This is a genomic window from Pseudarthrobacter sp. R1, from assembly GCF_024494415.1.
Classification (GTDB): domain Bacteria; phylum Actinomycetota; class Actinomycetes; order Actinomycetales; family Micrococcaceae; genus Arthrobacter.
Genome location: NZ_JAMKFI010000007.1, coordinates 501,785 through 516,563, shown reverse-complemented (window position 1 = coordinate 516,563; position 14,779 = coordinate 501,785). Strand labels below are relative to the sequence as shown.

At 61.5% G+C, this 14,779-nt stretch carries 20 protein-coding genes; 13 read left to right on the top strand and 7 right to left on the bottom strand.

The features are described from left to right. Positions 1-57 precede the first annotated feature (57 nt). Entirely contained in the window at positions 58-516 is a 459-nt protein-coding gene (locus M8J71_RS10215) for an SRPBCC family protein (RefSeq protein ID WP_256247791.1), read from the top strand. 19 nt (positions 517-535) lie between these two features. On the opposite strand, the gene M8J71_RS10210 is transcribed toward M8J71_RS10215, so the two are convergent. Beyond that, complete coding sequence (locus M8J71_RS10210) at positions 536-877, bottom strand: hypothetical protein (RefSeq protein ID WP_256247790.1); 342 nt, start codon at positions 875-877, stop codon at positions 536-538. After that, complete coding sequence (locus tag M8J71_RS10205) at positions 874-1,125, bottom strand: beta-lactamase family protein (protein ID WP_256247789.1); 252 nt, start codon at positions 1,123-1,125, stop codon at positions 874-876. Before M8J71_RS10205 ends, M8J71_RS10210 begins: the two co-directional genes overlap by 4 nt. Positions 1,126-1,450: 325 nt before the next feature. On the opposite strand from M8J71_RS10205, the gene M8J71_RS10200 reads away from it, so the two are divergent. The 5 genes from M8J71_RS10200 (at position 1,451) to M8J71_RS10180 (ending at position 5,244) form a co-directional block, all read left to right on the top strand. Beyond that, complete coding sequence (locus tag M8J71_RS10200; protein WP_256247788.1) at positions 1,451-1,990, top strand: hypothetical protein; 540 nt, start codon at positions 1,451-1,453, stop codon at positions 1,988-1,990. Continuing rightward, positions 1,987-2,481, top strand: a complete 495-nt coding sequence (locus M8J71_RS10195; protein ID WP_256247787.1) for a hypothetical protein — start codon at positions 1,987-1,989, stop codon at positions 2,479-2,481. The genes M8J71_RS10200 and M8J71_RS10195 overlap by 4 nt, the downstream gene beginning before the upstream one ends. Positions 2,482-2,759: 278 nt before the next feature. Beyond that, positions 2,760-3,182: an alternative ribosome rescue aminoacyl-tRNA hydrolase ArfB gene (arfB, locus tag M8J71_RS10190; protein ID WP_256247786.1), complete on the top strand. Its 423-nt coding sequence runs from the start codon at positions 2,760-2,762 to the stop codon at positions 3,180-3,182. A 126-nt stretch (positions 3,183-3,308) separates the two neighbouring features. Continuing rightward, a complete protein-coding gene (locus M8J71_RS10185) occupies positions 3,309-4,373 on the top strand; it encodes a spore photoproduct lyase family protein (RefSeq protein ID WP_256247785.1) in 1,065 nt (354 codons plus the stop codon). 55 nt (positions 4,374-4,428) lie between these two features. Continuing rightward, a complete protein-coding gene (locus M8J71_RS10180) occupies positions 4,429-5,244 on the top strand; it encodes a hypothetical protein (RefSeq protein ID WP_256247784.1) in 816 nt (271 codons plus the stop codon). Here M8J71_RS10180 and M8J71_RS10175 read toward each other — a convergent pair. Then, the gene (locus M8J71_RS10175) at positions 5,241-6,188 is read right to left on the bottom strand and encodes an alpha/beta fold hydrolase (protein ID WP_256247783.1); all 948 of its coding nucleotides are present in this window, start codon (positions 6,186-6,188) and stop codon (positions 5,241-5,243) included. The genes M8J71_RS10180 and M8J71_RS10175 overlap by 4 nt on opposite strands. A 670-nt stretch (positions 6,189-6,858) precedes the next feature. Between M8J71_RS10175 and M8J71_RS10170 the strand changes: the two genes are divergently transcribed. Next, positions 6,859-7,035, top strand: coding sequence for a hypothetical protein (locus M8J71_RS10170; RefSeq protein ID WP_256247782.1), 177 nt, complete (start codon positions 6,859-6,861; stop codon positions 7,033-7,035). Between the two features lie 245 nt (positions 7,036-7,280). Here the strand turns inward: M8J71_RS10170 and M8J71_RS10165 are convergent, their stop codons facing one another. Then, complete coding sequence (locus tag M8J71_RS10165; protein ID WP_256247781.1) at positions 7,281-8,306, bottom strand: DUF808 domain-containing protein; 1,026 nt, start codon at positions 8,304-8,306, stop codon at positions 7,281-7,283. 223 nt (positions 8,307-8,529) lie between these two features. On the opposite strand from M8J71_RS10165, the gene M8J71_RS10160 reads away from it, so the two are divergent. Beyond that, a complete protein-coding gene (locus M8J71_RS10160; protein ID WP_256247780.1) occupies positions 8,530-8,967 on the top strand; it encodes a VOC family protein in 438 nt (145 codons plus the stop codon). Positions 8,968-9,113: 146 nt separating this feature from the next. Continuing rightward, on the top strand, positions 9,114-9,407 hold the full coding sequence (locus M8J71_RS10155; protein ID WP_256247779.1) for a hypothetical protein: 294 nt from the start codon (positions 9,114-9,116) through the stop codon (positions 9,405-9,407). Between the two features lie 186 nt (positions 9,408-9,593). Here the strand turns inward: M8J71_RS10155 and M8J71_RS10150 are convergent, their stop codons facing one another. Genes M8J71_RS10150 through M8J71_RS10145 form a run of 3 tightly spaced genes read right to left on the bottom strand, consistent with a single transcriptional unit; the run spans position 9,594 to position 11,431 of the window. After that, positions 9,594-10,217 carry a suppressor of fused domain protein gene (locus tag M8J71_RS10150; RefSeq protein ID WP_256247778.1) on the bottom strand — a complete coding sequence of 208 codons (624 nt, stop codon included), beginning with the start codon at positions 10,215-10,217 and terminating at the stop codon, positions 9,594-9,596. After that, positions 10,214-10,741 (bottom strand): DUF2199 domain-containing protein, encoded by a 528-nt coding sequence (locus M8J71_RS23625; RefSeq protein WP_374114831.1) that lies wholly within the window; start codon positions 10,739-10,741, stop codon positions 10,214-10,216. The genes M8J71_RS10150 and M8J71_RS23625 overlap by 4 nt, the downstream gene beginning before the upstream one ends. A 9-nt stretch (positions 10,742-10,750) precedes the next feature. Then, entirely contained in the window at positions 10,751-11,431 is a 681-nt protein-coding gene (locus M8J71_RS10145; RefSeq protein WP_256247777.1) for a DUF1304 family protein, read from the bottom strand. Positions 11,432-11,692: 261 nt separating this feature from the next. Here M8J71_RS10145 and M8J71_RS10140 point away from each other — a divergent pair, with 261 nt between their 5' ends. From M8J71_RS10140 to M8J71_RS10125, 4 genes are all read left to right on the top strand, one after another. Beyond that, on the top strand, positions 11,693-12,745 hold the full coding sequence (locus M8J71_RS10140; protein ID WP_256247776.1) for a S66 family peptidase: 1,053 nt from the start codon (positions 11,693-11,695) through the stop codon (positions 12,743-12,745). A 436-nt stretch (positions 12,746-13,181) separates the two neighbouring features. Continuing rightward, complete coding sequence (locus M8J71_RS10135; RefSeq protein WP_256247775.1) at positions 13,182-13,454, top strand: hypothetical protein; 273 nt, start codon at positions 13,182-13,184, stop codon at positions 13,452-13,454. A 146-nt stretch (positions 13,455-13,600) separates the two neighbouring features. Beyond that, positions 13,601-13,726, top strand: coding sequence for a hypothetical protein (locus M8J71_RS10130; protein ID WP_256247774.1), 126 nt, complete (start codon positions 13,601-13,603; stop codon positions 13,724-13,726). A 467-nt stretch (positions 13,727-14,193) separates the two neighbouring features. Then, positions 14,194-14,619 carry a hypothetical protein gene (locus M8J71_RS10125; RefSeq protein WP_256247773.1) on the top strand — a complete coding sequence of 142 codons (426 nt, stop codon included), beginning with the start codon at positions 14,194-14,196 and terminating at the stop codon, positions 14,617-14,619. Positions 14,620-14,779 lie beyond the last annotated feature (160 nt).

Here is a 14,779-nt window from a genome sequence, read left to right as displayed (position 1 = left end):
CGCGTTTACGCCTGCACCATGTCGGGCAGGGAAACCAAGAACTGCAATACTCTGACAATGGCCGTCTACTTTGAGTGCACAACGCGGACAAGCATGCCCAGGCTGGAGCTGTTTGACCTCGCCCGGAGCGTCGACGCCCATAAGGAATCGATGGCGGAGTCCCGTGAGGAAGCAATTGCCGGTGTGACGTCCGGCCTCATCTCGCTGGGCGACGAGGTAACGTGGCGGGCCTGGCATTTCGGCCTTCCGCTAAGGATGACAAGCCGGATCACCGAGCTGCAGTCACCCCATTATTTTGTGGATGAGCAGGTTCGCGGACCGTTTCGGCGGTTCCGGCACGTGCACGAATTCAGGGAAGATCCTGCCGGAACCACGATGGTGGACCGGATCGAGTTCGAGGCTCCCTTTGGACTGGTAGGTCGCGTTATCGAAAGACTGGTCCTGGCCCGCTACCTCCGGAAGCTCATCGAGGCACGGAACCGTCACCTGGCCGGTGTGCCCACTCGCGGTCTTTAGCTGCGCGAACCGAAACTGCTCATGCCCAGGGCAGGCCCTTGAGCTGGGTGAAGAGGCGGTCGACATCCCAGGCGGCAGTTGTTTTGGCCATGGCAACCAGGGCCAGCCGGTCCTCAGGGTAAATGCGCATGGCGTTCCAGAAGCCACCACCGGTCCCGTAGTGTTCGACGAATCCAGGGCTGTGCGCGGCATCCGCCGGCTTGCGGAACCAGCCGATGCCGTGGTCGAATCGCTTGCCGAAGGCGTGGATAGTCCGCATCTCCTCGATGTCGCCCTGTCCCGGCCGAAGGAGAGGCGCCATGCGCACATATCCCACAGCACGGGGAGCCGCGCTGTTATAGCCGTATCCTGTTTCGGTCATGCCCAGCGGGTCGAGCACCAGGTCCTGTACGCATTCCTGCACCGGGCGTCCAGTGGCGGCCGTCTTGCGAGATCGGCGTATCCAACGGCGCCGGCGTAACGGACCTCGTCCGGTGTGGCCACGGCGATGGAAATTCCGGGGATGTTCGCGGCGGAAGCAGCTTCCTGGGCGATGGACCGAACCCGTTCGGTGTGCAGTTGGCGGGGCTGCCCGGCCCGCTCTGGGGACGGCTGGTCAGTAGTATTCATGACTCAGCGTGGCAGCCAGGGCACCGGTTGCACCAGTGCTTTTGGACCCAAACGGGTGACCTCAACGACGTTGGGGCAATCTCCTGCTGAACCACGTCGAGGCACCCTCCTAGCTGCCCCCAAGGTTTCTGCAGGTGGTTGCCAGCAGGATGATCGCAATCCGCAAATACAGGGAGACGACGTGAATTCTCAACCGGGCCATTTCTCTAGTCGAAGCCTAAGTCGCCGCCAGTTCGGATTGGTGCTGAGTGGTGGCGCTTTCCTGCTGCTGGCCGGCGGTACCTACGGAGTTGCCGGGCGAAACCGGGAGAACACAACCACGAGCGTGGCGACGGCATTTGGGTCCCTGGCAATTGTCCGGGCCGGACGCCTCGCGCGGCTCGATGCCCAGGGACAACCAGCTTTTAAGACCTTGGCGGCCGCTGCCTCGCGACTGAATGCCGGCGGCGGCACCGGAGGCGGTATGCGGATTCGGCGTGTCAGCACTACGGAACAGCCCAGCCCTGACGTTCACGGCCACGACGACGGGACGTTGGGAGACGCAGCGGGGCCGGAACCGCTGAACCTCACCTGGGCCGACGTCGTACTGCTCGAGGTGCAACTTCAGAATGCCGGGGCGGTGCCGGTGCTTTTCAGCCCGGGCCAGCTTCGGCTAAAGCTGGGTTCATCGGCGGTGACAGTCACACCGCGGGATTCCGACCGCAACCCCGGGCCGATAGCACCGCACTCCTCGGAGCACCTACTGATCAGTTACCTGGCGCCGCGTGAGTCGCCAAAACTGGAGCTGGAGTACTCGGACGAGCAGCAGGACCGGACCTTCCGGCTGGCACTCCCGTCCCTCACCACGAATGGGGTTCGGTCATGAGCATCTTGGACTTCCATATCAATGAGGGATATGTGCCGATGCTGGATGGCTCCCTGGTCTACCACCGGGGCTTCGGCGAGCGCCGCACCACCTTGTCGGACGTCAATCCGTCCCTGTTCATGGGCCCGCGGGTCTTCACCACAGCCCCGCCGAAAGGAACCCGCCGCCACTCGACGGACGCCCCGCTGTACGACACCGCCACCGAGACGTTGATTGCGCCCTATTCGATTGACCCGCGGTGGCACGAGCTGAACCACGCGGCCGTGTTGTCCGGGGACGACGCGGGCCTCAACCGCTTCGACCCCAAACACTTTGTTCTCCTCGGGGGCACGGTCCCCCACCCGGCCCAGAGGGGACAGAATATGGGCGATCAGCGCGATGAGTGCGAACGTCCCCAGGGCCGGCGTCGCGCCCACCCTCGTCCGGATGGTGAATGTGGACTACTTTCCCACCCTTACGCGGTTTCTCGACGCTGCGGGCAATCCGGCTGAGATTGCTGAACTAATCGCCCACGATGGCCGCCCCTTCTGGAACACCCCAACCCGGACGGTCCGGCGGTTCAGCCCGCGCTGGCTGGCCAGTCGCTGGTCACCAGCATCCTCAAGTCGGGTGCGGCCGAGAAGTTTGACTTCCTGCTGCGCCCGCCGGCTGCGGGGCGGTACACCATCGCGGTTGACTTCCTGCACTGGGTCACGGGGCAGGTCCTGGCGACACGCACGGTCACCGAGACCGCCACTTAGAGGTTCCGGATCCATGTAACGCTGGTTGCATGGAACTGGAGGTGCTGCCCGGGCTGACGATTCCCGCGTCTGAACTCGATTGGCGGTTTTCGCGCTCGTCCGGCCCAGGCGGTCAGCACGTCAACACCTCGGACAGCCGCGTCGAACTCTCGTGGAACGTCAGGGAATCATCGGCTCTTTCAGACAACCAACGGCTGATCCTGCTGACGCGTCTCGGACCACGCCTCATCGGCGGCGTAGTCACGGTGACCGCTTCCGAGCGGCGCTCGCAGCTGCGCAACCGCGAGATCGCCCTGGCCAAGCTCGCAGGCCTTGTGGCAGGGGGCCTTGCTCCTGCTGCACCCGGCCGCCGGGCAACCAAACCAACCCGCGGTTCTGACCGCCGCCGCCTCGTCGCCAAGAAGCTGCGGTCAACAACCAAACAGCAACGCAAGCGGCCGTCCGCTGAGTAGCGGACGGCCGCCATTGCGGAACTGAAGGCTAAGCCGAGACCCAGGGAGGTAGCGGTTCGCCGCCAGCGCAAGATGCCGTGGGCTTAATCAGCCGCGGCATCTTTGGCACCTTGGGAGAATGGAGTCATGGAATTCAACCGGCTGCTGCAGATCCGGCGCATCTATGCGCAGCCTGCTGCCCTGGAGCTGCCCCGGGGCAAGGAGATCGTCGAACGCTGGCCGGACGCCGACGTCGTGCTGGTGGAAAACCACTGGAACATCCCAGAGGTGCACGGCGATGAAACGAACGTGCCGCGCTGGTCCCGCATCAAGACCGAGGCGCTGGTCCTCGGCGTCAAGAAGGCGCTGACCGTCAAGCCGAACGGCCGGTCCGCGGATTTCATTGCCCCCTCCACCGCGAACGGCTGCGCCATGGCATGCGCCTACTGCTACGTGCCCCGGCACAAGGGCTACAGCAACCCCGTGACCGTGTTTGCGAACATCGACCAGATTGCGGGGGCACTTGAACGGCACGCCACACGGCAGGGCATGAAGCTGGAGCCCAACCAGTGCGACCCGGAACTGTGGGTCTACGACATCGGTGAAAACAGTGACTGCTCCGTCGACGCGCTGATCAGTGACAACGTGGAGGATCTCGTCAGGCTTTTCAGCGGCCTGCCCACAGCCAAGCTGTCCTTTGCCACCAAGTACGTGAACCCGGCGATGCTCGGCTGGGACCACGGCGGCCATACGAGGATCCGTTTCTCCCTTATGCCCGCTGACCTGGCGAAGTCGGTGGACGTCCGGACCTCACCGGTGGCTGAACGCATGGCTGCAATCAACGACTTCGTTGATGCCGGGTACGAGGTGCACGTGAACTTTTCCCCCGTCATTATTACCGACACCTGGCTCAGTGATTGGGAGGACCTGCTGCGCCAGCTCGATGCCACCCTGACAGATGCCGCAAAAGCGCAGCTCGCGGCGGAAGTCATCTTCCTGACCCACAACGAGCGGCTCCACGAGGTCAACCTGGGGTGGCATCCGCAGGCCGAGAACGTGCTGTGGCGTCCGGACCTGCAGGAAGCGAAGATTTCCTCCAACGGCTTCACCAACGTCCGCTACCGTTCAGGAACGAAAGGACGCTATGTGCAGCAGCTGACGGCGCTCATTGAGGAGATCGCGCCATACTGCCGGATCCGCTACGCGTTCTGAGGACCATCGCCCTCCCCTGCCCAGCCCTGACGCGCCGCGCTAAACTGGACAAATCATGATCGGTGCCCGAACCCGTCTTCTCGCCTGGCTCCTCGCCTTGGCGGCCTTCCTCGCGGGTTGTGTGCCCGCGATCGGCCTCGATGACGCCGATACCGACCGCCCGGTCCCGGCGTCCTCGGCACCTTCAGCCGCCGTCGATGTCGCCCTCCCGCCTCAGGTGACGGCCACCCCAACCCCCACTGCGACGGCGGTCCCGGCGCCACCCCCTGTGCCCCAGCCGTTCGCCCTCAACCTCTATCAGGAGGGGGACTTCGTGCCGCAGTACACCTTCGAATGGTGTGTAGCCGCAAGCATCCAGATCGCGCACAACCTGATGGACGACACCGGCGGCGGCACGTGGGGCGACCCTACCCACCAGGGCGAACTCTGGGAGATGGCCCGCGCTCGATCGTCCAACTCGTTCAACGGCGCCAATCCCTTGGGCTGGGCGCAGGTCCTTACCGAAGTTGGGATGGGACCGTACTCCGTTGTCAGCGTCCCCGATTATGAGGACGCGCTGCAGACGGCGGCCCGCGCCATCGCTGACACCGGCCGGCCGGTAGGGCTGGTCATGTGGAGCGGTCGCCACGCGTGGGTGATGAGTGGTTTCGAGTCCATTGGCGATCCGAAGCAGTTCCCGGAGTTCTCCGTGACGGGCATCCGCGTCCTGGATCCGCTCTACCCGCACGGCAGCGGGCAGTGGGGCCCGTCGCCTGAGCCCAACAGCCTGCTCACCCCTGAGCAGCTGGCGACGCAATTCGTGATCCGCGAGCCGCGGCGCTGGAGCACCGACCTGCCGGCCGGTTACCTGCTGGTGCTGCCGGGAGCCTAGGCCTGATCATGGCTTCGCGCCCCGTGGGCTGCTGCCGGTTTGGCCGCGATATCTTCGACTGCCCGCGTCAGTGCCGCCATGGACGAAGGGCCGCCATGCCCCTCATCCTCAATGACGACGAGGCGGCTTGATTCCCAACGGCGGTGCACCTGCCAGGCGGTGACGACGGGGCCGCTGATGTCCCGCCTGCCATGAATTAGGTAGCCGGCGATGCCGTTGAGCTCGTGAATCCGCGGGAGAATCTCCCGTCCGTCGACGAGAAACCCGTCCCTGGCCCAGTAGTGGGTCACCAGAAGTGCGAACGTAATACGTTCCCGCTCGTCTTCAAAGAGGGGGCCGGGAAGCCAGCTGGGGTCCAAAGATATGTGTGTGGACTCCCAACGGTCCCAGGCCAGGGCAGCCAGGCGGGCGTCGTCGCGATCCTGGCCGGCCAGCCGGCGGGCGTATGCCTCGACCACTCGTTCACCCGGGACGGCCTTGGCAGCTTCCGCAAAGTCGGCCCAAGCTTCAGGAAAGATCCGTCCCACATCCTCTGTAATCCATTGGATCTCTTCCCGGCTGCTTGTTGTCACCGCCACCAAAGCGATACCCAACACCCGACCCGGATGTTCCAAGGCATAGGCGAGGGCAAGCGTGCTGCCCCAGGAAACACCGGTGAGGATCCACTTCTCTATGCCCAGGTGCTCCCTGACAGCCTCAATGTCTTCGATCAGAGTTTGGGTCGTGTTCTCGGACAAGTGGTCAAGGTCGTCCTGCGCAGCGGGTCTGCTCTTGCCACAACCGCGCTGGTCCAATCCGATGATGCGGAATCGGTTGTGGTCGTGGCGTTGACGGTAACCGCCTCGACCAAGGGAACCCCCAGGGCCGCCGTGAAGGTAAAGGACTGGAATGCCAGCAGGTACGCCCGTTGCTTCCCAATAAATTTTGGCATTTGGTACGGTCACCCAGCCGGATTCTGTCGTTGTTTGCTCGCCCGTCACCCGCCCCACAGTATTCGACGTGGGGACGCTTTCGGGCTGGCCTTCGCACAGCCGTAACGATCCGGCGACGGATTTCCCGCTTTTCGGTCTGTGCCGTGCATGCGGGACAACAATGTGTACATGAAGCTCCCTGGCAGGCTTCCCCCAGGGGTGAAGCCGGGGCAGTTGTTCTTCGCCATTGTGTTTGGTGCTGCCCTGATAGCCCCTGCAGGCGCCTGCTCCTCACGCTTCCCTGATGAGGCAACCGGCGGTGGGCCGCCTTGCCTTCCGCCTTCCTATTCGGTGAGTCCAACAAGCGCGAGGCCGGGCGAGAAAGTGACAGTCGCAGCACCCGCAACGGACTGTAACCCGCGGTACGGTGGCAATGCCCGGATTCAAGTGAGTGTCACCGATGAACGCGGCAATCAAGTCATCAACGCAACGGCTCCAATGACGGATTCCGGTGAATTCACGTACACGTTCACAGTCCCTGCAGAAATAGCGGTTGGCCAAGCGACGGTAACTGCAATGCCGCACTATATCGACTGGTGCGACGACACCGGCAGAAACAACCGTGCAGGAGGACATGTGAACCTCGAGCGTGCCTCGTGTGCAGAACCGGTGAAGGCACTCACAATCACGCCTTAATGCACCGATGCCCATTCAACTGAACTATCCAGCGGTACAGCGCCGCTCCTCCATACTCTTGCTTGTCCGCGGTTCATTGAGGGCAGAGAATGTCGTATTCGACGGCGAGTGGCAGCAGATCGCCGCCCTGATCCTCCTGTTGGAAGTAGTTGCCGCAGCCAACGCCTTCCGCGCATCGCGCTAAATGCGGGCAGCAGCCGGTGGGGACTCCGACGTTCGCACAGCACAGCATCCCGCCGGCCGAGGCCGAGGCTCTGCGACAGACGGCGATGGTCCACAAGCCCCCGCCTGAGGGGCCACACTCACGGTCGGGGGGGCTTCGTCAAAGCTGGGAAGGGTTTGGGGGCCCTGTCCAGTCTCAGTTCCGCCCCCGAGCGGTCCATGTAGACCGATGGTCGTGCCCCCTTGGCTTCCCCCATTGCGTGTGAGCTAGGAGGAGGGATCGGCGTTGCGTTTCGTCGGCCGGTAGCCGGCGAGTTCAGCGCGGACGTCGCCCTCCTCGTGGCTGCCCTTCTTTTTGCCGAACGGCAGCGCTTTGAGCAGCGGATGCACGATTGCCATGACGACGATGCCCCACACGAGCCCGATAACGGCTGAGCACAAGGTGTTAACGAGCCAGGCCAGGAAGCTGCCAACCACTGCGATCCCGGCGAAGGGGTGCTCGAGGACACGGACCAGGTCATACGGGCCATGCCAGCCGAGGTCGTAGGCCCCCTGCAGCATGATATGGCCGCCGACCCACAGCATGGCGATGGTTCCGATGAAGGTGATCGCGGCCAGCACGGCGGGCATCCCCCTGACCAGCAGTTCGCCGAAGCGCTTGGCGCCCGCTGAATCTTTAGCGGCAAGGTGCAGGCCGATGTCGTCCATCTTGACGATCAGTCCGACGGCACCGTATACGAGCACGGTGATCACCAGGGCCACGACCACCAGGATAATTGCCCGGGACAGCAAGGAATCTGCGGCCACCTCGTTCATGGCGATGACCATGATCTCGCAGGAAAGGATGAAGTCCGTGGTGATCGCACCCTTGATGACCTTGGCCTCGGCCTCGGGGCCGCGTTCAACCGCCGGCGCATCTTCCTCCGCGGTGTGGTGGCCGCGGAGCTTGTGCCAGACCTTTTCGGCGCCCTCGTAGCAAAGGTAGGTGCCCCCCAGCATGAGGATGAACGGGATGGCCCAGGGGACGAAGGCGCTGACCAGCAACAGTGCCGGCAAGATGATCAACAGCTTGTTCCGGAGCGATCCCCAGAAGATCTTCTTGATCATCGGCAGTTCGCGGGACGGGTCCGCCCCGGAGACGTACTGCGGAGTGACGGCGGCGTCGTCGATCACCACGCCGGCGGCCTTGGCCCCCGCCTTGGCGGCCCCGGCAGCGACGTCGTCCACTGAGGCGGCGGCTATGCGGGCCAGGGCTGCGACGTCGTCCAGCAGGGCGACGAGACCGCCGCTCACAGACCGCTCCCGCACTGCGCAAGGATGGACAGCTGGGCGTGGGAGCCTCGTTTGCGGCGCGTAATCAGCATGCTCAGATTATACGGTGGCGGGCAGTCCGCGACGGGCAGTGGCACTGGCAAGCCCCGGGCCTCGCTCGCCTCTAAGCTGGCTCGCGGGGCTTGTTTAATCAGATCCCGCTCGTCACTGGAGGTAATCGATGGGCCTTGGTAGGTTTCGACACATGGCCATCAAACTTGAGAATGTCGGTATCGCTGTTCGCGACCTCGAAGCAGCAATCGCCTTTTTCACCGACCTCGGGCTTACGGTCGTGGGCCGTGACACGGTCAGCGGGGAGTGGACTGACACCGCCGTCGGACTTGATGGCAACCACGCCAACATTGCGATGCTCCAGACCCCGGACGGCTACGGTCGACTTGAGCTTTTCGAATACATCCACCCCAAGGCGATCGAGCAGGAGCCAACCCGTCCCAACGATATCGGCATGCATCGTGTGGCCTTCTCGGTCGACGACATCGACAAGGCACTTGAAGTAGCTGCAAAGCACGGATGTCATCCGCTGCGTGGCGTGGCAGCCTACGGCGATGTCTATAAACTCACGTACCTCCGCGGTCCGAGCGGAATCCTGGTGATGCTCGCCGAACAACTGAAACAAGACTGACCCGGGTCCGTTTCGGGAACTTTGGACAGGCGTCAGATTCGCTGTGGCCGAAGCCTCCTGTGGAAGACCCTGTTGGGAAATTCGGTCATGAAAGCTCCCGGAAATTGGGATTTTCAATGAATAGTTGCGGGGCTATTCTTCAACACATGAACGAACACACGGTTCCGAGCGAGGCTGGCGGGTATCTGTTTGAGTTCAAGGGGAAGCACCCCCTCCGTGAGACAGTACGTTGGGTAACCGGCGTCGGATTAGCTGGTACCGGAGTAGCAATCGCGGTCATAGGAACCGCTTCAAATTCCTATCTGTCCATGCCCCTGGGAATCGCGATAGCAGTTCTCGGCGCCATAGTGCTCGTTATGTACGTCGCGGCCAAGAACAAGGCGAAGCCACTGTCCGGGCCTGCCAGGGTAGGAAAGCATCACATCAAGAGCGCAATGTAAGGTAACCGGGAAGGAAACCCTAGCGGCTGATCTTGCCCTCATAGCAAACCTTTATTCCCAGGGTGCTCTCACCGCAGAAGAATTTGTGATCGCCAAACGTCGACTACTCGATATCTGACCCTTGGCCCCGGCAGCGCGAAAACCCTTCTTGCAGAGAATGGGTGGGGGTGGCGGCCAATCACCCTGTCATTGCCGTTTCAACTTCAGGGCAGACCGCAGCCAGGACGTCTTTCGCGGTTTCTTCAGGCTTGGATGCAACTCCCGGTCCAGGTCCGCTGACTTCACTTCCCATTCCTCCCACATTCCGAGCAGATCATCTGCGCGGTTACCGTGCCGGAACGCGGCCTCCTCAGCGAAGACTGGCAGCGCGTCAAGGAAGGTGATGTGGCGTCCGTCCTTCAGCTGGAGGTCCGGAATGAGTTCGTCCGGTCGTTCGGTAAGGACCCAGCCCGTGAACTTCCGGCCTTCGATGACCTCCCAATCTCCGGCGACGAAGACGCCGTGACGGGCCGGGTGAGGCGTGGTGCTGCAAACCAAGCTCGTGATGAGATTGGCGAACGCCTCCCGCACTTGCTCAGAATCCTGCTTGATGCCAGTGAAGACTTCCACGGTGTGTGAATGACCGCGGCCGCCGGGACCGGGAACGCTGATCCCGGCGGAGGCGTACAAGCTGACTCCCATCCTTGATGATGCCCGGGGCCAGTGAAAGATGCCGACCGTGTTGCCCTCCAACGAGGTCATGGTGCCGAACTCGGGTTCGGCGCCGACAACGGACCTATAGTGCGCCTCCAGCTCTTCTAAATGTCTCACGGGGCCTCCGCCCCGACCAGACGATTAATCTCCGCTACCCGATGCAGCGTTATGCCCATCCCCTGCTCTCTGGCTAAGGGGTGGTCCACCGATGGGTCGAGCTGAATGAACGGAACAACTCCCGGGTCCCTGCTATGCATAAGGCTTGGAGTGGAGACGGTTGACTGTTCGTACGGAAGTTCGTTGCACACCCACCCGAACACTGGGGGCAGGGACGCACGTGCCGGGTCTTCCCAGTGTTCTGCAACCCGTTGGATGCTGTCCTCACTAACGGAGGCCCATACAGACCAGCTAAAAACTTCACCAAGTGCATCGAGGATGGGGATTTCAATATGTCCCCTGAGGAAGTAATGCCACTCCCCTTCTATTTCCAGGACACACATGTCACCGTTCAGCTCGCCTGCGTCACGTTCCGCCTGTGTTGCGTGCATCCAAGGATCTGGCGCCAGGGGCCCGAAAACCATCGTGAGTCCCTCATGTTGCTGTCCACAGGTTCCGCATTCCCACTTGGCGTGACCGTCCACTGGCTCCCCCTAATGTCTTGTGGCTCTCAACTGGTAGAGCCTACCCCCACCTAACCTTCCTGGTTCATTGCATAGCTCTCGCGCCAAGTGGCGGTCACATGCCCCAAGGCCATCGGCGAGCATGCGAGAGATGTACTGGTAATCAAGTGCCCTGCGCACAGACTGCATAACAGCCACTGGACCGCAGAGGTAGTATTCCGCTCCCTCGGTCAGGTTCACCGGAAAAAAGAAATAGAAGACCAATGCGAGACCGGGGCCGAGGGCCTGTCCCATGGCACTGATGAGCAGGCGTTTCTCCGTGATCCACAAGTGGATGCCGAGGAGGAACTGGCTCGCGCAGCAAAAGATCACGATGGCTGACCCACTACCGGCCTCGTCGGAGAAGTTCATCAGCCACAGTCCGGTGGATATGCCAAGCGGGAAGGCGATGTTGTAGACGCCAATGTTCATGGCCCACATGCGCACGGCCGCAACATCACTTGGTTTAATCAAAAGGAGCCGGTGAAAGCGGCGATCGCCGTAAAAGAAGATCTCCAACAAGCCTACGGTGGTCAGCGTCAACGCAGTCATCCCGGCAAAAATCTGACTCAGCAGGTTCACATGCACCTCCGAAGCCAGGGACGCCGTCTCCGCGCCCAGCCGGTGCAGGATCGCCGTTGAGGTAAGGGCCTTCAAGAGTTTGCCGCTCATCTAGGGATCATGGAATTGCCGGGCAAGACCAAACGCCAGGGATGCTGGCTGCAGCAATCGGTTATAGATACCCGTCATCGTGATGCAGCACTACGGCGAGGTTTTTCGAAACACCGAGTTGGATGGGGAAGGGTAAAAGAAACACCTAGAGCGGTCCGTGATCCTCCTGACGAGTTGTGTGAAGGCAAGCCTGGCAGGGCCGGGGGTGAATTCGTTTTAGTGCCGGACCTGCTGACTTTTCCATTGTGTTTGAATGGCGGGATGGAAAAATGGGGATCCATTGGGTCAGCACCGAAACTTTGTCGGGGCGATCGAGTGGCAATTCTGTCACCGTCGTTCGCTGCTCCCGGCTTCGCGCCTGCAGTTCACGAGCAGGCCATGAACCGGTTCGCCAGCACGACTGGCCTCATGCCCGTGGAATTCCCGACGACCCGTCAGCTCGGTGCAACCGCTGAAGACCGCGCAGCCGATCTCAACACCGCCTTCGCTGACCCATCCATCCGAGCCATCCTCGCCACCATCGGCGGGGATGACCAGATCACGGTCATCCCTTATCTGGACGCCGAACTCGTCCGGGCCGACCCCAAGATATTTCTTGGTTACAGCGACAACACCAACCTGCTCAACTGGCTCTGGGCCCACGGCATCAGCGGCTTCTACGGTGGTTCCACCCAGGTACACCTTGGCCCCGGCCCCGGCATTGACGAAGCCCACCTCACCTCCCTCAAGGCAGCCCTACTGGACGGCGGAGAGCTCACTATCACGGATCCCGGTGAATCCGAAGACTTCGGCCATGACTGGCGCGACCCCAAAGCCCTCGTTGAATTCGGAGAACGGGAGCCCACCGAACCCTGGACATGGGCCGGGCCGGAGCGGACGGTATCGGGACGCACGTGGGGCGGATGCCTGGAGGTCATCGACCAGCTTGCGTTGGCGGACCGCATGCCTCCGGTTAGGGAACTGCACGGGTCCATCCTGATGTTGGAAACCAGTGAGCTGACCCCGCCCGCCGACTGGGTGAAGCGGTGGGTCCGCTCCCTCGGGGAGCGAGGCATCCTCAACGCGGTTCACGGGGTTCTCGTCGCCAGGGCGCCAACCAGCAACTTTGAACACCGGCCGGAACCCGATGAACGCACCCGGCTGCGCGCCGCCCAGCGGGACGCGATCATCGAGGAGGTCACCCGGTACAACCCCAAGGCTGTCATCTGCACCGGGGTGCCGTTCGGCCACACCCGTCCCCAGTGGATCCTGCCCTATGGCGGACGCATCACGGTGAACGGATCAACGCGCAGGATCATCGCGTCCTACAGCTGATCAACTCTGATCGGCCCTAAAACTCAAGGTCTTTTCTTGGAACCCTTAACGGGATGCCTTACCGGACGCCGGAGTGCTGCAAGCTGGCTGACTTCTACGGTTGGCTTTTGAATCGTCGTGCTCACGGGTTACTTAGTGAAAACCTGGCCTAGTACTTTGCTGGTTTCGCCATCGATAGTCACGCGGTACCCAATCCAGGTACTCGCAAAAATTGCGCCGTCAACAGATAGGTCCATATACACGTAGCATTCCCGAGAATCTGCCTCCGGAAGGTCTGCAATCCAGAAAAGTGCCCCTTGTTCGCTGAATTTTGCTAGATTGCCGGCAGGACCTATCCGGCATGTGACTCAAGCGGATCCATCGATGAAGGGACCATGTGCAGACCTTGGAACGTGGGGTTTGTTCCTCACGCTGAACTTTCAGAACGGATTCTGATATGAACGAAGGCGAAATGAAGATGCTGGCTTTCTTCGTTGGGGTGGCAGCGCTGGCCGTGTTGTTATTCGTTTCAGGCGTCATCTCGCAGCGCCGCCGGCGGGCCTCCAGGGGCTCTGCGTCCGCCCGGACCGGCGGAGGCCACGGTGACTCAGGTGTGGTGGTCGTAGGGGGTGTGTCTTCTGACGAACGTGGCGGCACTGATAGGGATGGCGGCGGTGCTGACGGTGATGCTGACGGTGATGCTGGCGGCGGCGGTGGCGGTGGCGACTGAGTATTGGTTCGGGCCGAACCTAGATAAAAAGGTTGAAAATCGATGGTCATTGATCTGGTTATACCAATTATCCGCGTGGGAAGCTGGCGAGCGAACTAAGGGAAGAGTCCTCCGAGACGCCGCTAAGTACTTTCAAGAAGTCGAATATGAAGACCGAGGAAGCCTGGGACCGTTGGTATCCGTGGAACGAGATCGGCAGCACCTACGACCCGCCCAGGACCGATGCTGAGATTTGGGCCGATGTGGACAGGTACCTCCGCAGCTTCGATTGACTTATTTACTCAACCGCTGTGACTCGAAACGCTAAGGTTTTAACACAAAGTGGTTTCAAGACACGGTTCACCCGTCGTTGCGACTTGGCCTTTGCCGTCGTGATTCAGGGGATCTTCGTTTGTTGAACGACTTCAGCATTTGCTCCTCATTCTTTGTGCAGCGCTTAGCCTGCCACTGGATGCGGGAAGTGCCGAGGAGTGGTGAGTGGCTCCGCGGTTGGGTACTTGGTGCCTAGCCTCAGCACTGACGCAGGCTCCCCGTATGCTCAGAAAGCCGGGCCGCCATGGCTGTAGAGGTGTTGCTCGCGAGAGGGGGCCGATTGGTGCAAGGACTGCGTCGCGCCGACGGCGAACGAAGACTTCACTCCTCATCAAGACTGTGGTGGATGGGGCGGATCTCGGCGCGATCCTAGACAGCGGTAGATTCAAAGGAGAGCAAGCCTGAGAGAGCCAGGGAGGAACCCATCATGGTAGATGAGCATTTGAATGCTGGTTCAACACCAGAAGGTCCCGGAGGTCTGACTGGGAGAGACCTGCGCCTGGGTAAGCGAGCGGTGAGGCTCAAGACGCAGTTGTGTGCTTTTGCATTTTTGGTTTGTGTGGGAATCGCAATCTTCGTCTTCTTGAGCGTTCCGATCGATACGCGGATGCCTTACGAGGGGAGGTTCAATCGGAGCGGTGCGGGAATTCCCGTGCCTGCTGCAATGCTTCCATCGCTAATCCTGCTATTTCTGCTATGGCGTTCAGGAGCCAAGCCAGATTCGCATCACATGGGAAAAGGATCGCGAATAGCGTATTACATTCTTGCTCCAGTCATGATTTTAGGGTGCGTGGTTGGGCAATGGACCTTCGCCAGGTCCATTTTGGAAGCTAGTGGGTTTTTTGCTGGCTGACGACGTCACCTCAGTAGCCGAGCCCGGTGTGCGTGAGCCGGCGCGAAAGGCTGCGGCTCAAAGCGAGTTGGCAGAGCCCGTAGGATTCGTCCATGAGCAGCACGAGACAACCGTCGAAGCCGTCCGGCACGTAATCATCTCCGCAGTTGCAGAAGTACGG